Source organism: Bacillus sp. FAU20, from assembly GCF_056033865.1.
In genome coordinates, this window is record NZ_JBVYHY010000003.1 from 617,785 (window position 1) to 638,338 (window position 20,554).

18 protein-coding genes, 1 pseudogene and 1 riboswitch are annotated in these 20,554 nt (G+C 34.0%); of the genes and pseudogenes, 11 read left to right on the forward strand and 8 right to left on the reverse strand.

The genetic code is table 11. The features are described 5' to 3' along the window. The first annotated feature begins 192 nt into the window (after nucleotides 1–192). The 4 genes from AC0OM3_RS03605 (at nucleotide 193) to malR (ending at nucleotide 4,964) form a co-directional block, all read left to right on the forward strand. Nucleotides 193–1,452 carry an extracellular solute-binding protein gene (locus AC0OM3_RS03605; RefSeq protein ID WP_000709912.1) on the forward strand — a complete coding sequence of 420 codons (1,260 nt, stop codon included), beginning with the start codon at nucleotides 193–195 and terminating at the stop codon, nucleotides 1,450–1,452. 76 nt (nucleotides 1,453–1,528) lie between these two features. Next, nucleotides 1,529–2,830 carry a maltosaccharide ABC transporter permease MalC gene (gene malC, locus AC0OM3_RS03610; protein WP_001194994.1) on the forward strand — a complete coding sequence of 434 codons (1,302 nt, stop codon included), beginning with the start codon at nucleotides 1,529–1,531 and terminating at the stop codon, nucleotides 2,828–2,830. Next, on the forward strand, nucleotides 2,831–3,673 hold the full coding sequence (gene malD, locus AC0OM3_RS03615; protein WP_001022608.1) for a maltosaccharide ABC transporter permease MalD: 843 nt from the start codon (nucleotides 2,831–2,833) through the stop codon (nucleotides 3,671–3,673). Nucleotides 3,674–3,941: 268 nt separating this feature from the next. Beyond that, a complete protein-coding gene (gene malR, locus AC0OM3_RS03620) occupies nucleotides 3,942–4,964 on the forward strand; it encodes a maltose operon transcriptional repressor MalR (protein WP_000219050.1) in 1,023 nt (340 codons plus the stop codon). A gap of 14 nt (nucleotides 4,965–4,978) precedes the next feature. Here the strand turns inward: malR and AC0OM3_RS03625 are convergent, their stop codons facing one another. Then, on the reverse strand, nucleotides 4,979–6,142 hold the full coding sequence (locus AC0OM3_RS03625; protein WP_474211083.1) for an aminotransferase A: 1,164 nt from the start codon (nucleotides 6,140–6,142) through the stop codon (nucleotides 4,979–4,981). A 123-nt stretch (nucleotides 6,143–6,265) separates the two neighbouring features. After that, nucleotides 6,266–6,466, reverse strand: a complete 201-nt coding sequence (locus tag AC0OM3_RS03630; protein WP_000929280.1) for a hypothetical protein — start codon at nucleotides 6,464–6,466, stop codon at nucleotides 6,266–6,268. Between the two features lie 310 nt (nucleotides 6,467–6,776). Here AC0OM3_RS03630 and kinB point away from each other — a divergent pair, with 310 nt between their 5' ends. Next, nucleotides 6,777–8,051: a sporulation sensor histidine kinase KinB gene (gene kinB / locus AC0OM3_RS03635; RefSeq protein WP_000420360.1), complete on the forward strand. Its 1,275-nt coding sequence runs from the start codon at nucleotides 6,777–6,779 to the stop codon at nucleotides 8,049–8,051. 38 nt (nucleotides 8,052–8,089) lie between these two features. Here the strand turns inward: kinB and AC0OM3_RS03640 are convergent, their stop codons facing one another. After that, a complete protein-coding gene (locus AC0OM3_RS03640; protein WP_000388466.1) occupies nucleotides 8,090–8,839 on the reverse strand; it encodes a DUF3967 domain-containing protein in 750 nt (249 codons plus the stop codon). Between the two features lie 236 nt (nucleotides 8,840–9,075). On the opposite strand from AC0OM3_RS03640, the gene nucA reads away from it, so the two are divergent. Together nucA and comJ are read left to right on the forward strand one after the other, a co-directional pair. Further along, on the forward strand, nucleotides 9,076–9,510 hold the full coding sequence (gene nucA / locus AC0OM3_RS03645; protein ID WP_000811494.1) for a DNA-entry nuclease: 435 nt from the start codon (nucleotides 9,076–9,078) through the stop codon (nucleotides 9,508–9,510). A gap of 36 nt (nucleotides 9,511–9,546) precedes the next feature. Then, nucleotides 9,547–9,936, forward strand: a complete 390-nt coding sequence (gene comJ, locus AC0OM3_RS03650; protein ID WP_000424030.1) for a competence protein ComJ — start codon at nucleotides 9,547–9,549, stop codon at nucleotides 9,934–9,936. Nucleotides 9,937–9,974: 38 nt separating this feature from the next. Here comJ and metE read toward each other — a convergent pair whose 3' ends face one another. The 3 genes and pseudogenes from metE to AC0OM3_RS03665 form a co-directional block, all read right to left on the reverse strand. Further along, nucleotides 9,975–12,263 (reverse strand): 5-methyltetrahydropteroyltriglutamate--homocysteine S-methyltransferase, encoded by a 2,289-nt coding sequence (gene metE, locus AC0OM3_RS03655; protein ID WP_001007627.1) that lies wholly within the window; start codon nucleotides 12,261–12,263, stop codon nucleotides 9,975–9,977. 128 nt (nucleotides 12,264–12,391) lie between these two features. Next, nucleotides 12,392–12,579: riboswitch (cobalamin riboswitch) on the reverse strand. Between the two features lie 194 nt (nucleotides 12,580–12,773). Continuing rightward, nucleotides 12,774–13,332 (reverse strand): annotated as a pseudogene (locus AC0OM3_RS03660) (PadR family transcriptional regulator). Nucleotides 13,333–13,506: 174 nt separating this feature from the next. After that, on the reverse strand, nucleotides 13,507–15,048 hold the full coding sequence (locus AC0OM3_RS03665; protein ID WP_474211084.1) for an MDR family MFS transporter: 1,542 nt from the start codon (nucleotides 15,046–15,048) through the stop codon (nucleotides 13,507–13,509). Nucleotides 15,049–15,450: 402 nt separating this feature from the next. On the opposite strand from AC0OM3_RS03665, the gene AC0OM3_RS03670 reads away from it, so the two are divergent. Beyond that, on the forward strand, nucleotides 15,451–15,951 hold the full coding sequence (locus AC0OM3_RS03670) for a hypothetical protein (RefSeq protein ID WP_000708124.1): 501 nt from the start codon (nucleotides 15,451–15,453) through the stop codon (nucleotides 15,949–15,951). 31 nt (nucleotides 15,952–15,982) lie between these two features. Here the strand turns inward: AC0OM3_RS03670 and AC0OM3_RS03675 are convergent, their stop codons facing one another. Beyond that, entirely contained in the window at nucleotides 15,983–16,216 is a 234-nt protein-coding gene (locus AC0OM3_RS03675) for an SPP1 phage holin family protein (protein WP_000939449.1), read from the reverse strand. A 163-nt stretch (nucleotides 16,217–16,379) separates the two neighbouring features. On the opposite strand from AC0OM3_RS03675, the gene AC0OM3_RS03680 reads away from it, so the two are divergent. Next, nucleotides 16,380–17,033, forward strand: coding sequence for a diguanylate cyclase domain-containing protein (locus AC0OM3_RS03680; RefSeq protein WP_000680819.1), 654 nt, complete (start codon nucleotides 16,380–16,382; stop codon nucleotides 17,031–17,033). 614 nt (nucleotides 17,034–17,647) lie between these two features. After that, entirely contained in the window at nucleotides 17,648–18,310 is a 663-nt protein-coding gene (locus AC0OM3_RS03685) for a YkyA family protein (protein ID WP_000922485.1), read from the forward strand. Nucleotides 18,311–18,341: 31 nt separating this feature from the next. On the opposite strand, the gene AC0OM3_RS03690 is transcribed toward AC0OM3_RS03685, so the two are convergent. Beyond that, nucleotides 18,342–18,800, reverse strand: coding sequence for a YkyB family protein (locus AC0OM3_RS03690; protein WP_000804864.1), 459 nt, complete (start codon nucleotides 18,798–18,800; stop codon nucleotides 18,342–18,344). Nucleotides 18,801–18,941: 141 nt separating this feature from the next. Here AC0OM3_RS03690 and AC0OM3_RS03695 point away from each other — a divergent pair, with 141 nt between their 5' ends. After that, nucleotides 18,942–20,516, forward strand: a complete 1,575-nt coding sequence (locus AC0OM3_RS03695; RefSeq protein WP_474211085.1) for a Ppx/GppA phosphatase family protein — start codon at nucleotides 18,942–18,944, stop codon at nucleotides 20,514–20,516. The last annotated feature ends 38 nt before the right edge of the window (nucleotides 20,517–20,554 follow it).

Sequence of the window (20,554 nt, forward strand, 5' to 3'; positions counted from 1 at the left end):
GTCAATGTATAAAGAGTATAATGACATAATTTTTAAATTAATATTTGCAAAATGAATAAAAGAATGTATAATGATAGACAAATAGCGCAAACGTTTTCATAGATTGAGATATTGTTTGCGCTTCAATTAAACTATTAAATGCAAACGTTTTCAGTTACTGAGGTACATAGACAATTTAGGGAGGTTTTTGGGATGAAGAAAGCATTATCATTATTAACGGTTTCAGCATTATCTATTGGTATGTTATCTGCATGTGGACCGAAAGATTCAGGGAAAAAAGAGGAAAGTAAAGCGAAAAAAGATTATGATCTTCTTGTTTGGGAAGATGATAAAAAAGGTGTTGGTTTAGAAGCAGCAGTGAAAAGCTTTGAGGAAAAATATAAAGTAAAAGTAAAAGTTGTTGAAATGCAAATGACAGATCAAGTGAAGAAGTTACGCCTTGATGGGCCAGCGGGGACTGGACCAGATGTTGTAACATTGCCACACGATCAAATCGGAAATGCAGTAACAGAAGGTTTACTTTCTGAAGTGAAAGCAGATGATGCTGTAAAGAGTAAATTTACTGATTCATCAATAAAAGCACAGACATATAACGGAAAATTATATGGTTTACCAAAAGCAATTGAGACGCCAGTCTTTATTTACAATAAAAAACTAATGCCAAAAGCGCCAGAAACGATGGACGAGCTGTTTAACTTCTCAAAAGAATTTACGAAAGATGGCAAGTACGGATTTTTAGCATTAGGAGATAACTTCTACTTTGCTAATGCATTCATGGCAGGTATGGGCGGTTATGTATTTGGTGAAAAAGATGGAAAGCCAAATGCAAGTGATGTTGGATTAAATAATAGCGGAGCAGTACAAGGTGCTGAATATCTTCAAAAATGGTACAAAGAAAAATTATTCCCGAAAGGTATTATCGGTGAATCAGGTGGGCCTGCTGCTGATGGGTTATTCAATGAAGGAAAAGCAGCATCTATCATGAATGGCCCATGGGCGTTCCAAGCAATGGAAAAGAACGGAATTGATTATGGCGTTGCTCCAATGCCGAAATTACCAAATGGTCAACCAATGAAAACGTTCGTTGGGGTTAAAGGGTGGCATGTAACTAGTTTCTCTAAACAAAATGATTTAGCTACAAAATTCACTGAGTGGGTAACAAATGAAGAAAACGCAAAAATTCGATTTGAAAAAACAAAAGAAATTCCTCCAGTAAAATCAGTAATGGAAGATCCAATTATTAAAGATAACGAAGCTGCAAAAGCAGTTGCAACGCAATCTGAAAATGGAATTCCAATGCCAAACATTCCAGAAATGCAAGAAGTTTGGAAACCAGCTGGAGATGCGCTTCAATTAGTTGTTACAGATAAAGAGGCACCAAAAGCGGCGCTTGATAGTGCAGTGAAACAAATTAAAGGTAATATTGAGGCAAATCATAACAAGAAAAAATAAGGTGAAATTCGTGCCTCTAATATGAGAGGCACGAATTCTCTCCCTTCCATGTAGGAAGAAAAAAGGGGGAAGGAACATGCAAACATCTATGGAACCAGCAAATGGGTTGAATCATTCTAAGCATAGGAAAATGGCAACCATGTTATCAATCATTCCAGGCGTGGGCCAAATGTATAATAAACAATTTGTAAAAGGTCTTATTTTTCTAGTATTAACAGGTTCATTTATTGTAGCCTTTGCTGATTTATTAAATATGGGATTATGGGGTATTGTAACGCTTGGTACAGAAGTTCCACGTGACCATTCTGTCTTTCTATTAGTAGAAGGAATCTTGGCCCTTATCGTTATCGCTTTTGGACTCGGCATATATGCATTTAACTTATATGATGCATACCAAAATGGAAAGAAACGTGATATCGGAACACCGTTAAATTCTGTAAAAGAGCAATACCGTAATTTGTTAGATCAAGGTTTTCCTTATTTAATGGTTTCACCAGGTTTTCTACTACTTATCTTTGTTGTCGTATTTCCAATCATCTTCGTAGTTTTAATTGGATTTACAAACTATGATTTATATCATTCTCCTCCAGCTAAATTAGTAGATTGGGTGGGCTTTAAAAACTTTATTGATATTTTCACTTTACCGATGTGGAGAGAGACATTTGTAAGTGTATTCTCTTGGACTGTCATTTGGACATTCGTTGCAACAACATTACAAGTTGCGCTTGGTATTTTCTTAGCGATTATCGTAAATCAGCCCGGTATTAAAGGAAAGGCGATTATTCGAACAATCTTTATTTTACCGTGGGCTGTTCCAGCATTCGTATCTATTCTTGTGTTCTCTGGTATGTTTAATGAAACATTCGGAGCGATTAACAATCAAGTATTAGCTTTATTCGGAATTGAAAAGATTGCTTGGATGACAGATCCATTTTGGGCGAAGATTGCTTTAATTATGATTCAAACGTGGCTTGGGTTCCCGTTTATCTTTGCGATGACAACAGGTATACTGCAATCGATTCCGGGAGAATTATATGAAGCGGCTACAGTAGATGGAGCGACAGCTTGGCAACAGTTTCGTAAAATTACATTGCCACTAGTGTTATACGCAACAGCGCCAATATTAATTACGCAATATACGTTTAACTTTAATAACTTTAGTATCATCTATCTATTTAACGGTGGAGGTCCTGCTGTAGCTGGACAAGACGCAGGTGGAACGGATATTTTAATTTCATGGATTTATAAGTTAACGATGACTTCAGCGCAGTACGGAAAAGCAGCAGCTCTTACAATGATATTATCGTTAATCGTTATTACAGTTGCGTTATGGCAATTTAAGAGAACAAAATCATTCCAAGAAGAGGATATGATGTAAATGAATATTAAAAGACAGAAGATGTTACGTCTCTCATTAAGTTATTTAGTTATTTTCGTAATGTGTGCCATCATTTTCTATCCGTTATTATGGATTATTGGCTCATCGTTTAATCCGGGTGATAGTTTATCTGGATCAAGTATTATTCCACAAAATGCAACGTTAGATCATTATCGTAAGTTATTAGATCTAGAGAATAGTAATTACTTACTATGGTATAAAAACACATTAAAAGTAAGTGTTTTAACGATGATTTTCTCAGTGTTAGCAATTAGCTTTACTGCTTATGCATTTTCGAGATATCGTTTTGTTGGAAGAAAAAATGGTTTATTAACATTTTTAATTCTGCAAATGATTCCAAACTTTGCAGCGTTAATTGCTCTATACGTATTAGCTCAATTAACAGGATTAATTGATACACATCTTGCATTAATTTTAATTTATGTAGGCGGGGCCATTCCGATGAATACATGGCTTATGAAAGGGTATTTTGATACGATTCCGAAAGAACTGGATGAATCAGCTCGTATGGATGGAGCAGGACATTTTCGTATTTTTTGGCAAATCATTATGCCACTTGCAAAGCCAATCGTAGCGGTTGTAGCGTTATTTACTTTCATTGGTCCGTTTACAGATTTCATTTTAGCGAGTATTATTTTGCGAACACCAGAAAATTATACTTTAGCAGTTGGATTATATGAAATGGTTGCGAAAAAATTCGGTAATGAATTTACAACGTTTGCAGCGGGTTCTGTGTTAATTGCAATCCCAATTTCAATTTTATTCCTATCACTACAAAAATACTTTATTTCTGGTTTAACAGCTGGAGGTACAAAAGGATGAAAAATGGGACATTACGTCCCATTTCTCTTTTCATCTCCCTATAAATAAGTTTATAGGGAGATGAAAAGAGATTTGACATCACATGTGAAAAGAAGTGAAATAAATAGTATATTATAGTATAGGAAAAAATAGCTATATCCCTTACAATACATGAAGAGGGAGAATAGGATTAGTTTTGCAAGATATAAGAAATGAAAGTTTATGACTTGCAATGAGTGCGAGATAAAATATATGAAAAATGGCAGAGAAATGAGAGGAGGGGATTTTTATGACAGTTACAATTAAAGATGTGGCGAAGCAAGCGAATGTTGCACCATCAACAGTTTCTCGTGTAATTGCTGATAATCCAAGTATAAGTGAAAAGACAAAGCGCCGTGTTAGGAAAGTGATGAGTGAATTAGGGTATCATCCCAATTTAAATGCGAGAAATCTTGCGAACCAAACGACGAAGACACTTGGTCTTGTTATGCCAAGTTCTGCAAGTAAAGCTTTTCAAAATCCATTTTTCCCAGAAGTTATAAGAGGGATTAGTTCATTTGCACACGTAGAAGGTTATGCGCTTTACATGTCGACAGGTGAAACGGAAGAAGAAATTTTTAATGGTGTCGTAAAGATGGTACAGGGACGCCAAATTGGTGGCATTATTCTTTTATATTCAAGAGAGAATGATCGGATTATTCAATATTTACATGAACAAAATTTCCCGTTTGTTTTAATAGGAAAACCATATGATCGAAAAGATGAAATTACATATGTAGATAATGACAATTATACAGCTGCAAGAGAAGTGGCAGAATATTTAATTTCATTAGGGCATAAGCAAATCGCGTTCATTGGTGGTGGATCAGATTTACTTGTAACGAGAGATCGTTTAGCTGGTATGAGTGATGCCTTGAAATTAGCAGACATTGTATTACCAAAAGAATATATTTTACATTTTGATTTTTCGAGGGAAAGTGGTCAACAAGCCGTTGAGGAATTAATGGGACTGCAGGAACCGCCGACGGCAATTATGGCAACGGATGACTTAATTGGACTTGGTGTGTTAAGTGCTCTTTCTAAAAAAGGATTCGTTGTACCGAAGGATGTTTCTATTGTAAGCTTTAATAATGCTTTATTATCAGAAATTGCAAGCCCTCCACTTTCAACAGTTGATGTGAATATTTATCAGCTAGGATATGAGGCAGCAAAAGCATTAGTTGATAAAGTAGAGAATGCAGAATCCACTGCAAAGTGTATCATTATTCCTCATAAATTACTAAAACGTCAAACTTGTGATCATTATGCATAAAAAAAGCTAAGAGTTTAACTCTTAGCTTTTTTCTTTAAAAAGGCTTCTAATCGGTCGCAGCCTTCTTTTAAAGTTTCGATACTATACGCATAGGACAAGCGAAGGTAGCCTTCACCGTATTCAGAGAATGCTGTTCCAGGAACTACAGCTAGTCCTGCTTCTTTAACAAGATTAAGTGCAAAATCAAATGATGAAGATGTCAAATGACCAACATATGGGAATAAATAAAATGCACCTGTTGGCTTTTCAACTGTTAATCCCATTTGAGTGAGTCTATTATATACGTAATCACGGCGTTTTTTATATTGGTGGCGCATCATTTTAGGTGCGTCTTTAGCCGCTGTTAATGCTTCAATTGCAGCGTATTGAGCGATTGAAGTAGCGCACGTTACGTTGTACTGATGAACTTTTAATATGTGTCCTGCTAAATAGCTTGGTGCAAATAAAAGTCCAACACGCCAGCCGGTCATAGAATGTGATTTAGATAAACCGTTAATGACAATTGTCTTTTCACGCATTTCTGGGAAATGGGCGATAGATGTATGCTTTTGTTCATATACAAGCTCGCTATAAATTTCATCTGAAAGGACGAAAATATTTTTATCTTTTAAAACATCTACAATATCTTTTAATTCTTCGGTGGATAAAGTTACACCAGTTGGGTTAGAAGGATACGGTAGTACGATACATCTTGTTTTTTCTGTAATAGCATTTTTAAGCGCTTCAGCTGTTAAACGAAATCCAGTTTCACGAACATCTACAAAAATAGGCGTTGCACCGCATAATCGAATAATAGGTTCGTAGCCTGGATAAATAGGAGCAGATAAAATTACTTCTGTTCCTGGCTCTAAAATCGTTCGGAATGCAACATCAATTGCTTCGCTAGCACCGATTGTAACGATGGTTTCGTTTTCAGGTGAATAATGTAAATCGTAGTTATCTTTTACGAAGTTACAAGCTGCCTTGCGTAATTCTAGTAAACCAGCGTTATGTGTATAGCTTGTATAGTTTTCTGTAATAGCCCGTTTAGCCGCTTCTTTCACGAGAGAAGGTGTAGGGAAATCGGGTTGTCCAATTGTTAAAGAAATCAAATTATCATAGTTTTGAATCATGTTAGAGAATTGACGGATTCCAGAAATTTGGATGTCCTTCACTCTAGGGTTAATGAATTGTTCCATTGTATCTCCCTTTCTTCCGTTTGAAAATTAAGTTCATTTTATCATATTTTCTATGATTACGCTTTGTATATGTTATTTAGAAAGAGAGAGAAAAGAGAAAAAAAAGCCGCTATAAGCGACTTTTTAATATCCGTATTCCCAATCTATTTCATCTTCATTCCAGAGTACAGAGGATACCTTGCCAAGGTGAACAACTGATTCGTTCACAGCACATGTGCAGTTTTCTTCTCCCGCTTTATGCTGTAACTCTTCATATACTGATTTTTCAACATTTTCTAGAACAACCAAATTTTCTTCTTTTAAAACAAGCGTAGTACCCGCCATATTTATCTTCCTCCTACTAAAGTAATGATCACTTATTTGTAAACATAGATAGTATGGATTATATGCTGTATTTTGCTATAGTTGTCCGTCTAAAAAAGTATTTTTATATTTTCTTTGTAATCCGTATTCATTGTATACTGCATGAAGGAAATTTGGTACAGGGTTTACAATCATTTCGAAAATCTGTAACAATTATTATGAGCTGTTAACAAAGAATTAACAAATATGTTAAGAAAAATCAAAATTTTAAAACAAATACACCTATAAAATGATATAATCATATCAAAATACATATAGGGGATGAGAGGTTATGGAGCTTATCCGTGATTTGTTGATTCAAATTGCCATCATAATTTTGCCACTATTTTTATATGAAGCGATTCGTTTAAATCGCTATCAAGAAATGCCTCCGAAGCCAAATCGTTACTTTATTATGTTTTTATCTAGCGTTACGCTCATTCTCTCCATGACATACTCTATTTGTTTTGGCAATGTGTGTGGGTATAACTTTCACCCCATTCCAATTGTCAGTGGTTTTTTATATGGTGGGATTGTTGGTTTAATCCCAGCGGTTATTTTTGTTGCATATGAATGGTTACTAAAGGGAATGAGCTTTCTTCCAGTTTTAGAAGTAATATTTCTATTGATAGTTCCGCTATTTTTATCAAAGAAATGGTCTCTTTTTTCAAAGGATAAGAAATTAATTTTAGCATTTATGATTTCATCATTTTATGTGCTTGTTTCTTTAGTATTAGGCATGATTAATGTTCTTTTGGAAACAGGATTTACACCGTATATTTCGCAAATATATAGCGGATTTATATTTGCCTCGCTTATCATGGTCATGACAATGGTATTTCAGGTGTATTTAACTGAATATTTAAATGAAAATGCATTGCTACGTACAGAGATGCAAAAATCAGAAAAACTTAATATTGTAAGTGAATTAGCAGCAAGTGTGGCACATGAAGTTCGCAATCCCCTTACTGTTGTTCGTGGATTTATCCAATTGCTAGAAAGCACGGAAGATGTGAAGAATAAGGATTATATGCGTCTCGTATTAGCTGAATTGGATCGGGCGGAACAAATTATTTCAGATTACTTAAATTTAGCAAGGCCGCAAATTGAGAAAAAAGAACACATTTGTTTATCAGCCCAATTAATAGAAATGACCACTCTTATGTCGTCATTTGCAGCGATGCAAGGTGTATATTTACAAGTTGAAATTTCAGAAAGTCTTTATACGATTGGTGATAAGACAAAATTGAAGCAAGCTATTATGAATGTTGTTAAAAATGGTATTGAAGCAATTCAAGGAAATAAAGGATATTTAAAAGTAACAGCTATTCAAAAAGACGAAACAATCATAATAAGAGTTAAAGATAGTGGTGTTGGTATGACGAAAGAACAGTTAGCAAGGCTGGGGCAACCATATTATTCTTTAAAAGAAAAAGGAACAGGATTAGGGCTTATGGTAACATTTAGTATTTTACAAGCGCATAATGGTACATTGGAATATAAGAGTGAGAGCGGAAAAGGCACTGAAGCAATTATTATATTACCAGCTGTACAAAATAAGGAATAAAAGTTACCGATGGAAGGTAACTTTTTATTTTATATTGTTTATTCGTTTGTTTTTTCTTGTTTTGCTCGGCTAAATAAACTTTTAAATGATTGAAAGAAGCTTTGCTCTTTTGAGGCAGCAACCATTCTTTTTGTTTCTTGAATTTCTCGAATAACTTGCATAAGCTGTGCATCACGGTTACTATCCTTGTTATAAATTTGACTAACAAGTTTATTCATTTTTTCTTCCTGTTTGGATTCTCGTTTATACATATGATTCATTAATAAGTCCATCTTTTCTTTTTGCAATGCATCTGTTTGAGCGGCGTGATCGACTAACTCTTGAAGCATTTTTTCTTGAGAGCCTTCTTTTACATAAACTTGTTGCATCAATTCGTCTAGTTTCTCATCCTTTAAACGATTTTGTGTAATTAGAGTAGAATTTTGATGAATAATTGCTTCATTTAATTGAGCGAGCATTTCAAGTTTTAACATGAACTCCTCAAAGTTACGCCCATCTTCTTTTTCTTTCGGTTGTATTTCTTGTTTATCTTGTATAACTGGTACAGGTGGGGCCTCTTTTTCTTTTAAAATAATTGGTATCGTTTCTGAAATATCTTCTTGCAGTGTAGCAGCTCTTTCATGAATAGATTTCAATAGTTTTAAATCATCCAGCTTATAAATACGAGCATCAGCTGTTTTGGAAATCATATAACCATGTTCCTCTAACAGTTGACTATATTTGCGAACTATATGTTTTGGGATGCCTGTTTTATTCGTGACATCTTTCGTTTTATAGGTAGCTTCCATAATATTTCCTCCCCAAAAAGTATCGTATATATCATTTCAATCTTTTATGAGGACTTCCTTTGAAAAAGAATGTCGGAAGGTTATTAGTTTTCTACAGCATTAGTGAAAAGATGAAGAAAAATGAGAGTTTTTGGCGGAATAGCGAAGAAGAGCTGCAATAATGTCTGAAAACATATACAGAAGAAGTTTGTTATAATAACGGAGGAAAAGAAACTGGTAGAAACATGGAGGTATACATGAAGCAATTAAAAGGTATTATCATTTCAATTATCGCAATTCTGTCTATTTTAGTAGCAGTTTATGAAGTACTTGTGCCAGAGGAAACAAGTGTAAAGAAAACGAATACGTATGATCAAGTGTTAGAATTTCCGAAAGAACGTTATCCAGAGACAGGAAAACATATTACGGATGCTATAAAAGAAGGGCATTCAGAAGTTTGTACAATCGATCGTGGTGGTGCTGCAGATAGAAGGAAATTGTCGTTAGCACCATATCCATCAAAAAAAGGGTATGATCGTGATGAATGGCCAATGGCGATGTGCAAGGAAGGCGGAAAAGGAGCACATATTGAATATATAAGTCCGGCGGATAACCGCGGAGCAGGCTCTTGGGTAGGGAATAAGTTAGATAAATACCCAGATGGTACGCGAGTAAAATTTGAAGTGAAGTAGTAGTTGTATATTTCATAATGAAGGAGAAGGGGAACTATGGAGTTAACGATTTCTTATTCGCAATTAATGTTGATGAACTATGACGGTGAGCAGCCTTATGTAGATTGGACTGATGAAGATTTTGAAAGAGGTTATGCTAAGGCAGATGGAACTGTTATTTTTGAAGCGCTTTCTGATTATACTTGTGAAGTGAAAGTGACCCCAGGGAAACATATTGAAAAAGAAGAAGTAGTTAGAACGATTACGGTTCCTTTTACAGTTGAAAATGAAAGTATCGTTATAACGAGTATTCTTTCTAATAAATTTCAAATACCTATTCCAAATGGTGAGTATACAGTTGTATTACAAGCAATTCCTCTTGAAGAGCCAACGGATGATGAATTATATAAAATACAATACGAATTCTTTTTTGAAAGTAAAGAATAAAAAATGGGTTATCCTGAGAAAAGGATAACCCATTTTTGTTATGCGTTTGTTTTTAAAAGGGAACGAGCATCTTTCGCTGCTTGCACCATATGTTCTAAAGCTGGAATAACTTCTTCTGTTCTTCTCGTTTTTAAACCACAATCAGGATTAATCCAGAAATATTTAGGATCACATACTTGTAAAGATTGTTCTACGATTTTATACATTTCATCTTTACTCGGTACACGTGGGCTATGAATATCATATACACCTAGGCCGATGCCTTTTTCATATGTTGTATGTTTTAAAGTATCAATAAATTCTCCGTGACTTCTTGATGTTTCGATAGAAATTACATCTGCATCTAATGCGCGAATCGCGTCAACAATATCTTCGAAGTTACTGTAACACATATGAGTATGAATTTGTGTTTCATTTGCTACAGAAGAAGTTGCTAAAAGGAAGGATTGTACTGCCCATGTAATATAAGCATCCCAATCTTTTTCTTTTAGTGGCATTCCTTCACGAAGTGCGGGCTCATCGACTTGGATTACTCTAATTCCGGAAGATTCAAGTAGTTCAATTTCGTGACGAAGAGCTAGTGCAATTTGATACGAAACTTCTTTTCTTGGAATATCATTTCGAACGAAGGACCAATTTAAAATTGTAACAGGTCCGGTTAACATTCCTTTTACAACTTTCTCCGTTAAGCTTTGTGCATAAACTGTTTCCTTAATAGTCATGCCGTTAATAAAGGCTACATCACCATAAATAACAGGTGGTTTTACGCAGCGGGAACCGTAAGATTGTACCCAACCGTTTTTAGTGAATGAGAAACCAGCAAGGCGCTCACCAAAATATTCGACCATGTCAGTTCTTTCAAATTCACCATGTACAAGGACATCAAGACCAATTTCTTCTTGGTAACGAATCCATTTTTCTGTCTCTTTTTCAATAAATTGTTCATATTGTTCATTTGAAATAACGCCGTTACGCCATTCTTTTCGCGTTTGACGAACTTCAGTTGTTTGCGGGAAGCTACCAATGGTCGTTGTTGGTAATAGCGGTAACTCCAGGGCAACTTGCTGTAATTCGTATCGTTTTTTAAATGGAAGAGGGCGTGAAAAATCTTCTTCTTTTAGTGCTGTTCGTGCTGCTTTGACATCTTCTCGGTTACGTGCAGCAGATGAACGAATTGTATGATGTACGTTTCGATATGTTTCCAGCTCATTACTAATGCTTTCTGTACCTTGAGTGAGAGCGGAATGAATAAGAACTAACTCTTCTAATTTTTGATTTGCAAATGCTAACGCATCAAACAGCTCAGTCGATAAGTGAGTTTCTTCTGTTTTATCGATTGGTGTATGCAATAAGCTACAAGAAGGCTGAACGATGATATCTTTCGTTTGGACTTGTTTTTGTAACGTTGTAAATAGCTCAAGGACTTCATCAAGGTCAGCTCTCCAAATGTTACGGCCATCTATACAACCGACAGCTAAAGTTTTATCAGCTGGGAATCCATATTTTGAAATAGCATTTAAATTACCTTCTTTACCATGAATGAAATCTAATCCAATACCGGATACCGGGAATGTAATAATTTCTTCATAGTTTTCTTCTACGCTATCAAAATATGTTTGTAAAAGAAGAGTCGCATTTGGAACTTCTTTACGAATAGCTTCATAAATTTCTTTTGCTTGTTGAACTTCTTCTTTCGTTAAAGAAGCAAAAATCGGTTCATCAACTTGAATGGCTGGTGCACCAGCTGCATGTAGTTCTGAAAGCAGTTGTACGTATGGTGCAACTAACTGTTTTAAAATAGTAGCAAATTGCTCTTGTGTATAGCCTTTAGCTAATTTCAAAAAAGTATATGGTCCTAAAATAACAGGTTTGCCATCTACGCCTAATTCTTGTTTTGCCTCTTCGTATAAGCGAAGTGGACGATTATCTTTTAAAGAGATTTGTAATCCCTCTTCATATTCAGGAACGATATAATGATAGTTTGTGTTAAACCATTTTGTCATTTCGGAAGCTACGTGATCTTTAGAGCCACGCGCCATTGCGAAATATACATCAAGGTAAGATGTAAACTCAGAAAAACGTGATGGGATAAATCCTAGCATATAAGCGGTATCCAAAACGTGATCGTAATATGTAAAGTCGCCAATTGGAATGAGTTCAATCCCTTTTTCTTGCTGTACTTTTACGTGTTGAAGGCGGATTTCTTTCATTGTTGTTAAAAATTGTTCTTCATTGATTTTATTGGACCAAAAAGCTTCTAATGTTTTTTTCCACTCTCGTTGTAATCCGATACGTGGATAACCTAAGTTACTTGTTTGAATTGCCATTTCAAATTCCTCCCTAATTAAAAGTAAGCACTTCCGTTTACTGGGAAATACCTATAACAAAAAGTATAAAGGCATAGAAAATAAGCCTTCCTTTTTGTTTTAACACCTCATCATCATCCGTGAATCTATCAGTGTTGTTAAAACAGGCAGGTCTCCTGACTTATGCTTCATATAATTTCTTTCACCTTCCCGTTTTCACAGTGGCACTAAAAAGAAATCTCAGCATTTACAGTGGCGGGACCGTGTTGGAGTTTCACCAAGCTTCCCTTTTAAACACGAAACGAAACTTTCGTGTACCTATTTTCCTTTTGAAAGGAATTTAACAAGCGATATGATATTGAAACAAATTCTAACACAATTTTTGGAATTTTGTCTACTGTTTTAAAATAAGAAAATTCAAAAGTTTTTATTTCTTATTATTATGACTTTTTATTCTGGATTAACTAATAATATTACAGTATAAAAAGAGAAATTGAGCTATGAAAGAAGTAGGATGTCTTCTTTCATAGCTCAATTTTCATCTATAGCAACTTCTGAAAGTCGGCCTGCTATAGCATCTTTAAGGAGGGTGTTTAGCCATTGTAATTCAACTGTAATATGCTCAATTACACTTTGCAGAATATATAGTTGTGCACGTGAAACCTTTCCTTTATTACAATCATATATCGTTTGCATAGTATGTAAATATTGAAGAGTATCGTTTTTCTTTTTTTTCTAAAATAGGAACTAATTCGTGATCATTGCTAAAGTGAGCGAAAGATAAGGCTGAATAAATAGGTTTATATATTTGGTTTTTGGCTTCGAATTGTTTTAATAGTAAAGTGTGAAATAGTTTTTTACCTTCTTCTGTTATATGAAAAATCGTTTTGTCAGGTCGATTTGTGTCTTTAATTACATTTGTAATATGAATTGCGCCTTGCTTTTCTAATTGCTCGAAGGCGTAATAAAGTGATCCTTTAGCATATTTAATGTAACAATCCATTTGTCGTTCTTTCATAATATGCTGCACTTCATATGGATGTTTATCTCCTTCGAGTAGCAAGCCGAGAATGACTAATTTCATGCTCATGCTGTCTCAACTCCTGTATATAAAAACTTTATCCCGCATTAACTGCCCGTAAAAGCCCGATTGGTGAGGGCTAATAATCAGTGGGGGATGCCCCCACTGATTAAAGTTTCACTTTATACATATTATAAACGGCATATCCTTTTTCATAAAGGGATATGCCGCTTCTTTTTTATATTAACTAACTTGCTTTTGTTTTTCTTTCTTTTTAGGACCTGTAAAGAGGCGTTCATTTCCCATAAGTAAAATACAAATAATACTTAGTACAGCCGGGATGAGTGCCCAGAAGAATGTGTTCGCAATAGATGTAGCGAGAGCTTCTTTAATACCCGCTAATATTTCAGCAGGAATTTTGGCGGTAGCGCCTGGTGATAATAAGAAACTTGTGTCTCCGCCTTTTGGAGCTAATTTTGCTAGTTCAGGGGGGAATACAGAGTTTAGTTTATCTGTAAAAATATGATTTTGAATTGTACCGAAAATCGTTACACCAAGAGTCATACCGAGTGATCGGAAGAATGAGTTTGTTGATGTCGCCGAACCACGGTCCCGCATTTCCAACTTGTGAATAGAGGACATACTTAATACTGAGAATGAGAAGCCAACACCAAGCCCAGCGAGAATCATAAATAGTGTTACGAGTAAACGAGGTGTCTCCATTGTTAAAGTACTTAATAAATAAATACCAAGAACGAAGAAGACACCAGATACCATCATAATGTTACGATAGCTTATTCGAGAAGCTAATTGTCCTCCTGTTTGACTTCCAATTACAGAACCGACCATCATTGGTGTTAAAATTAATCCAGCATTAGAGGCGGAACCTCCAAGAACGCCTTGAATGAAGATTGGAATATAAACTGTACAGATAATAAAAGCGGCACCATAGAAAAAGGCAACTCCTTGACTAGCTGCGAATAAAGGTTTTTTAAATAGATGGAACGAAATAATAGGCTCGGTTGCTTTTCGTTCTACAAAGAAGAAAATAATAAGCGTAATAACTACTGTTGTAAATAAGCCAATAATTACAGTGGAATTCCAGGCATATTCCTTACCACCAAGTTCTAATGCAAACATTAAGCAAACAATACTTATGACAAGTGTAATAGCACCAGCCCAATCAATTTTTTGTTTTCTAAATTCTAGAGACTCACTGTAGTATTTAGTAATGAAGAAAAAGGAGATAAGTCCTAATGGAATATTGATATAGAAGACCCAATGCCAACTTATATAGTCTGTAATATAAGCACCTAATAAAGGACCGAATACACTAGATGTCCCGAAAACAGCACCGAATAGTCCTGTCATCTTCCCGCGTTTTTCTGGTGGGAAAATATCATACATAATTGTGAAGGCGATAGGCATAAGGGCACCACCACCGATACCTTGAATAGCTCTATAAATACTTAATTGCTCAATACTTGAAGCTGTTCCGCAAAGCGCAGAACCGAATAAGAAAAGAATGAGGCCCCCAATATAAAAACGTTTCCGTCCGTACATATCAGAAAGTTTCCCGAAGATAGGCATCCCTGCCATTGTTGCTACCATATAAGCTGATGTGACCCAAACGAACTTATCAAATCCTCCTAGGTCTCCAACAATTGTTGCCATTGCGGTTGCAACGATTGTATTATCCATTGCGGCCATTAATATACCAAGCAGTAAACCAGCAACAACAAATTTTGTCTTGTTGGTGTCTTTTTTTAATGGTTGAGTTTCCAAATATAACCCTCCTTTAGAAATAAGTAAACTATATTAAGTTTTGAGTGCAGTGGATAAAAATTTAAATGTATAGTTGATTTTAATTTCTTTTCCATAAGTGCACTAATATGCCATAAAGAATATTATAGTCAAATTTGACTATAAGGCAAACTTTTTCTTCCGCCAAAATATTCTTTCATATGAGTGGAGAGCAAGTGAGCCATACTGAATATTGCCATAAAGTAAATTGTAAAAAATTTTCATTAAGAACACCTTCTGTTAATAGATGAAAAATGGTTTTTTCTTCATATTGTCGAATAGGATAAAAGGAAGAGAAATATTAAACATTGCTTGTAGCAAACTTTAGTAATCTGGGGAATTCATTGTGTGTATGGTACATCTGAAATGAGGTGAATATATATTATGAAAATATGGGGAAGAATTTCGGATACAGGAAAGTATTCAATACCGCTACAACCAGTATTGTGGATTGACGGATCGAAAAAGGAAAACGAACCTCCTCAAATAGCCGTTACATTACAAATTGGTAGTATGTATACAGAACAATTTTCGTATGAATTGACCTATGATGTAAACGACATACTTATTATGCGAATTGAAGTGGAAAATAAAGGGTTAGAAATGATTTCGAGAGTTGTTGTAAGTCATATGATTCGAGATTACTTTGCTTATATTCCTAATTCTTTAAAAGTTGATAAGGGGATAAGTGAGTTTTTATTCCAGCTTGTAAGATGGCGAATTGATGATTTGTTACCAAATGAGAAGGTGGAACTACGTTGTAAAATAAAAGCTAATAAAGATAAAGCTCTTAAACAAGTATTCTTTCAGGCTACATATACATTTCAAGACAAAGAGGTATCATATGGCCCATTGCAAACAAATGAAGTTGTTGTGCGTCAATGATAAAAAGGAACCTGTACAAAAGGTTCCTTTTTTAGTGAAGGTTGTGTTTTTTGAGTATTTTCTTTTGCTCCACTCCTTTTTTTCCTACATAGTTATTTTTGTAGCCAAAGTATAGAATAAATAAAAATGAAACAACATTAACAATAGCGTCGATTTGATCGTTTGTAATAAAGTGTATGCCGAAAGAGGTAAATAATAATTTTAATGATAATAGAAAACCAGCTAGTAAACGCATAGCATCTGATAGATTCTCTTTTTGTAGCATATAGATTACTCCTTTTTATAAAAGTTATATTATATATATATGAAATAGAGTAGAAAAGGTATACAAGCTTAAGCGGAAATGTACATTGGATATGTACATTTTTTATTTTGTAGAAAAACATTATTGATATAGAAACATATATTGGTATAAAAGGGGGAAAAGTATGAAACATAAAGGGAAAATTAGTGGATTATTGCTTGGTAATACTGTGGCAGTTACAGAATGGATTGCACTTCAGGATGTAATTGCAAAACTAGATTCACGATCATTTTATACCGTCTTTATTATTTATATATTGCAAATGATACTAAGTTATTATTTTGGACATTGGTACGATAAAAGAGCGAGCGAGCGTATGGATGTGGAAGTAGGAGGAATGGCAAGCAACGATTTTGTTGTTGATTTTTTTGGGAAAGTAGCTGCTTTATCTGAAAGAGATTCTCGTAATATTACAGTGTACATTCTTTCTGTAAAAGAATGGGAAGGATTAAAAGACACGTTGCAAGAAAAAAAATTGGGAGTGTTAGTACAAAAATTAGAGAATACCATTGTAAAGACAATTCGGAAGGGCGATGTTGTTACAAAGTGGGATGAAAATAAGTATGTTATTGTAGCAATTGATAATGGTCATGAAACATCAACAATAACAAAACGATTAATGAAAAATATTGAAAGTGAAATAGAAGGGGATTTACTCAGTGTCACTCTTTTATTTGGAGCAGCTAGCTATCCAGTAGAAGGAAAAACGTTTGAAGAACTGTTGAGAAAGTCGCAAAATCAATTGTACCAGTATAGAAATTTGCAAGAAAATGAGTGAAGCTTTGATTTGAAGATATATGATAGGAAGATGTTTTGTTTGTAACATTTTTTTGACTTTTATTACAAAAAAACGCCACGTTTGTAATAAAAGTCTTTAAAAATATATGAAATAAGCATATAATTATGATGGTAATGCCAATGCAATTTGCACAGTGTGTTTTATTTTAAAAGTGTAGAGGAAAGCAAGCTCTACACTTTTCCTTTTTAGGAAATGAAAAGAATATTTGTAAGTTGTTGCGAGACATCGATTGTACTGTGTAAAATGAACAAAGAGATTAATTGATAGAAAGCTGGAAAGGGAATGATAGACGTGAGAGCGGAGTAATCACCTTTTATCAGGTGAATTATTATAGTCTTATTAAGACTGAGGTGAAATTCCGTGGACATTAAAGTAATACATAGTGTGAACAGGCCTTAAAAAACACGAAGTAGTATACTTAAAGATGGATATGGAATTGCTAAATAATTCAAAAAGAAGAATGTAATATCAAGTAATAATTTGTACAAACAATATTAATGATCTTCGTAAAAAAGATGCGAGTGTATAGAACAATTACATATTTTATAACTTTTTTATATTACACGATGGTCGTTTATAAGTAGGAGGAAGAGATGTTGAAATATAGTAAATTAGCAATTGTAACTGCATTATCAATGATTTTATTAGCCGGTTGTTTCGGTCCGAAACCAGAAGAAGAATTATATGTAGCGTTTGAAAACGCTGCTAAACAAGAAAAAACAATGTTTGAAGATGCAAAAAAACTTGAGACTTTAGAGAAAGAAGGACAAGAATTATATAACCAAATTGTGCAAGAAGGAAAAGATAATAATCAAACTGTTAAAGAAAAACTGAATCAAGCAGTGAAAAATACAACTGAACGAGAAAAAGTGCTTACAAAAGAAAAAGAAGTTTTAAATAAAGCGCAAGAAGAAGTGAAGTCAGCTGATAAGTATGTGAAGAAAATTGAAGATAAGAAATTGAAAGATCAAGCTGATAAAGTGAAAAGCACGTATGAGAAACGACACGATTCATTTAATAAAATGTATGACAGCTATGACAAATCTTTAAAACAAGAAAAAGAGTTATATACAATGTTACAAGATAAAGGTACTAAATTAAAAGATATTAGTGAAAAAGTAAAAGTAGTAAATCAGTCTTATAAGGATATTGAGTCAGAAAAAGATAAATTTAATGAATTCACAAAGTCTTATAATACAGAAAAAGTAGCTTTTTATAAACAAGCAAATATTAAAATTAAAGAAGAGAAAAAATAAAACAGTTTGGCCAAGTGTAGGCCAAACTGTTTTATTTTTTTGTATAAGTACGACTATACCATGGAACAGGTTCACTTAATTTTTTTTCTTGTTTTAATGCTTCAGGACCAATATAATCTTGAAGTGTTTTTTTTGCTACTGTTAATGATAAGGTTGTTTTCGGATTTCGATAGGAGGATTCAAGATGACCAAGATGCGGTAGAATTCGAAAATCTTCTTTCGTAGGAGGGATGTGGAAAAAATAATCGCCTAAACGTATAAGGACATCAGATTGTTGTTGGCTAAAACGTGGGTTTCTAGAAAAATGTAATCCTTCTTTAATTGCTTTTTTTTCAGCAATCAAACGTTCTAAAGCTGTCTTTTTTAACCAGTATAAATATTTAGGATTAGTAGCTGCTTTAGCATGACGATTCACAACGAAAATAGATTGAGCTAGTCGATTAATAGAATGTTGATTTTGTAATTGAGATTGTGGTTGTGAAGGTTTCATATTGAATCTCCTTTCAATTTTTCATTATTATACCATAAATAAAATAGGTATTTATTATACGCAAAAAGTGATTGTATATATTTTCAATATTAAAGCAATATTGTTACAAAAAACAACTATTTTGTATAATAGTAATAGAATATGTTTTTGAAATTTGATAATGAAAGAGTGAGAAGTTTGAAAGAAATATTAAAACAACAGTATGCCATTATAGATATTGGATCTAATACAATGCGTTTAGTTATTTATGAAAAGCAAAATGGAGGTTATTATAAAGAGATTGAAAATACGAAAGTTGTTGCGAGGTTAAGGAATTACTTAATTGATGGTGTGTTGAATGAAGAGGGAATAGAAGTATTATTACAGACATTATTTCAATTTCAAGAAAGTACAAGATTCCATCAGTTGCATCATGTACTTTGTGTTGCAACAGCAACAATTAGACAGTCGGAGAATCAAGAGGAAATTAAAAAGCTTGTTGAAGGACAAACAGACTTTACTCTTAGAGTATTATCAGAGTATGAGGAAGCGCGTTACGGATACTTGGCGGTTATGAATTCTACATCGTTTTCAGAAGGAATAACGGTAGATATTGGTGGGGGAAGTACGGAAGTTACATACTTTAGAAATAGAGAGATTTTAGAGTACCATAGTTTTCCTTTTGGGGCACTTTCTTTAAAGCAACAATTTATTAAAGGTGATATTCCTATTAAAGATGAGTTAGAGGGAATGCAACAGTATTTAGAGTCTCAATTTCGAACGTTACCATGGTTAATCAATAAGAAATTGCCTCTTATTGCAATTGGTGGTAGTGCTAGGAACTTAGTAAAAATCCATCAAAATTTAATATGTTATCCTATAGCAGGATTACATTTATACAAGATGAAAGAAGAAGATATTGAAAGTGTAAAAGAGGAATTAGAAAAATTGTCGTTCATAGAACTTCAGAAATTGGAAGGATTGGCAAAAGATCGAGCAGATACGATTATTCCAGCGGTTGAAGTATTTCATACACTTGTTAATGTTATAGAGGCACTGGCATTTGTATTAAGTAGAAAAGGGTTAAGAGAAGGTGTTTTCTATGAAGAGTTGACAAAAGATTTGGGGGTTTCATATTATCCGAACGTAGTTGAAGAAAGTTTGCATTTACTATCATATGAATACGAAATGGACATGGAATTTGTTATTCAACTTATTAAACATGGAAGACTAATTTGCAAACAACTTGAGGAAATAGGGCTTATTTCTATGTCAGTAAAAGACTGGGAAGTGTTCCATCAAGCAGCGAAAGTATTTAATATAGGCAAATATATAGACGAAGAAGCGAGTCGTTTACATACGTTTTATTTATTAGCGAATAAGACAATTGATGGCATGATGCATAAAGATAGAGTGAGGTTAGCACTTATTGCATCTTATAAATCAAAAATGCTATTTAAACAACATTTATCTCCATTTGAAGGTTGGTTTGATAAAAGTGAACAAAAAAAAATCCGCCTATTAGGAGCTGTTTTACAATTTTCAGCTGCTTTAAATGTAAGGCAACGATCGCTTGTTGATACCATATCTATAACAGAAAGCGAAGAGGGATTAACGTTTAAAGTTTTATGTGAACAGTCTGCATTAGCAGAAAAAGTGCAAGCTGAAAAACAAAAAAAACAGTTAGAAAGAGTATTAAAAACGAATATTAATTTATTATTTGAATTAAAACATTAGGTTGTACGGATGTCTTTACGAAAAATTTACACTTTGTA

Excerpts from the sequence above, each read along its gene's own strand:
- metE (WP_001007627.1), bottom strand. The coding sequence starts at position 12,263 with ATGGCAATTCAAACAAGTAACTTAGGTTATCCACGTATCGGATTACAA.
- AC0OM3_RS03605 (WP_000709912.1), top strand. The coding sequence starts at position 193 with ATGAAGAAAGCATTATCATTATTAACGGTTTCAGCATTATCTATTGGT.
- AC0OM3_RS03685 (WP_000922485.1), top strand. The coding sequence starts at position 17,648 with ATGTTGAAATATAGTAAATTAGCAATTGTAACTGCATTATCAATGATT.
- AC0OM3_RS03675 (WP_000939449.1), bottom strand. The coding sequence starts at position 16,216 with ATGCTACAAAAAGAGAATCTATCAGATGCTATGCGTTTACTAGCTGGT.
- AC0OM3_RS03625 (WP_474211083.1), bottom strand. The coding sequence starts at position 6,142 with ATGGAACAATTCATTAACCCTAGAGTGAAGGACATCCAAATTTCTGGA.
- AC0OM3_RS03680 (WP_000680819.1), top strand. The coding sequence starts at position 16,380 with ATGAAACATAAAGGGAAAATTAGTGGATTATTGCTTGGTAATACTGTG.
- malR (WP_000219050.1), top strand. The coding sequence starts at position 3,942 with ATGACAGTTACAATTAAAGATGTGGCGAAGCAAGCGAATGTTGCACCA.
- AC0OM3_RS03630 (WP_000929280.1), bottom strand. The coding sequence starts at position 6,466 with ATGGCGGGTACTACGCTTGTTTTAAAAGAAGAAAATTTGGTTGTTCTA.
- malC (WP_001194994.1), top strand. The coding sequence starts at position 1,529 with ATGCAAACATCTATGGAACCAGCAAATGGGTTGAATCATTCTAAGCAT.
- AC0OM3_RS03670 (WP_000708124.1), top strand. The coding sequence starts at position 15,451 with ATGAAAATATGGGGAAGAATTTCGGATACAGGAAAGTATTCAATACCG.
- AC0OM3_RS03695 (WP_474211085.1), top strand. The coding sequence starts at position 18,942 with ATGTTTTTGAAATTTGATAATGAAAGAGTGAGAAGTTTGAAAGAAATA.
- AC0OM3_RS03690 (WP_000804864.1), bottom strand. The coding sequence starts at position 18,800 with ATGAAACCTTCACAACCACAATCTCAATTACAAAATCAACATTCTATT.
- nucA (WP_000811494.1), top strand. The coding sequence starts at position 9,076 with ATGAAGCAATTAAAAGGTATTATCATTTCAATTATCGCAATTCTGTCT.
- AC0OM3_RS03640 (WP_000388466.1), bottom strand. The coding sequence starts at position 8,839 with ATGGAAGCTACCTATAAAACGAAAGATGTCACGAATAAAACAGGCATC.
- malD (WP_001022608.1), top strand. The coding sequence starts at position 2,831 with ATGAATATTAAAAGACAGAAGATGTTACGTCTCTCATTAAGTTATTTA.
- comJ (WP_000424030.1), top strand. The coding sequence starts at position 9,547 with ATGGAGTTAACGATTTCTTATTCGCAATTAATGTTGATGAACTATGAC.
- kinB (WP_000420360.1), top strand. The coding sequence starts at position 6,777 with ATGGAGCTTATCCGTGATTTGTTGATTCAAATTGCCATCATAATTTTG.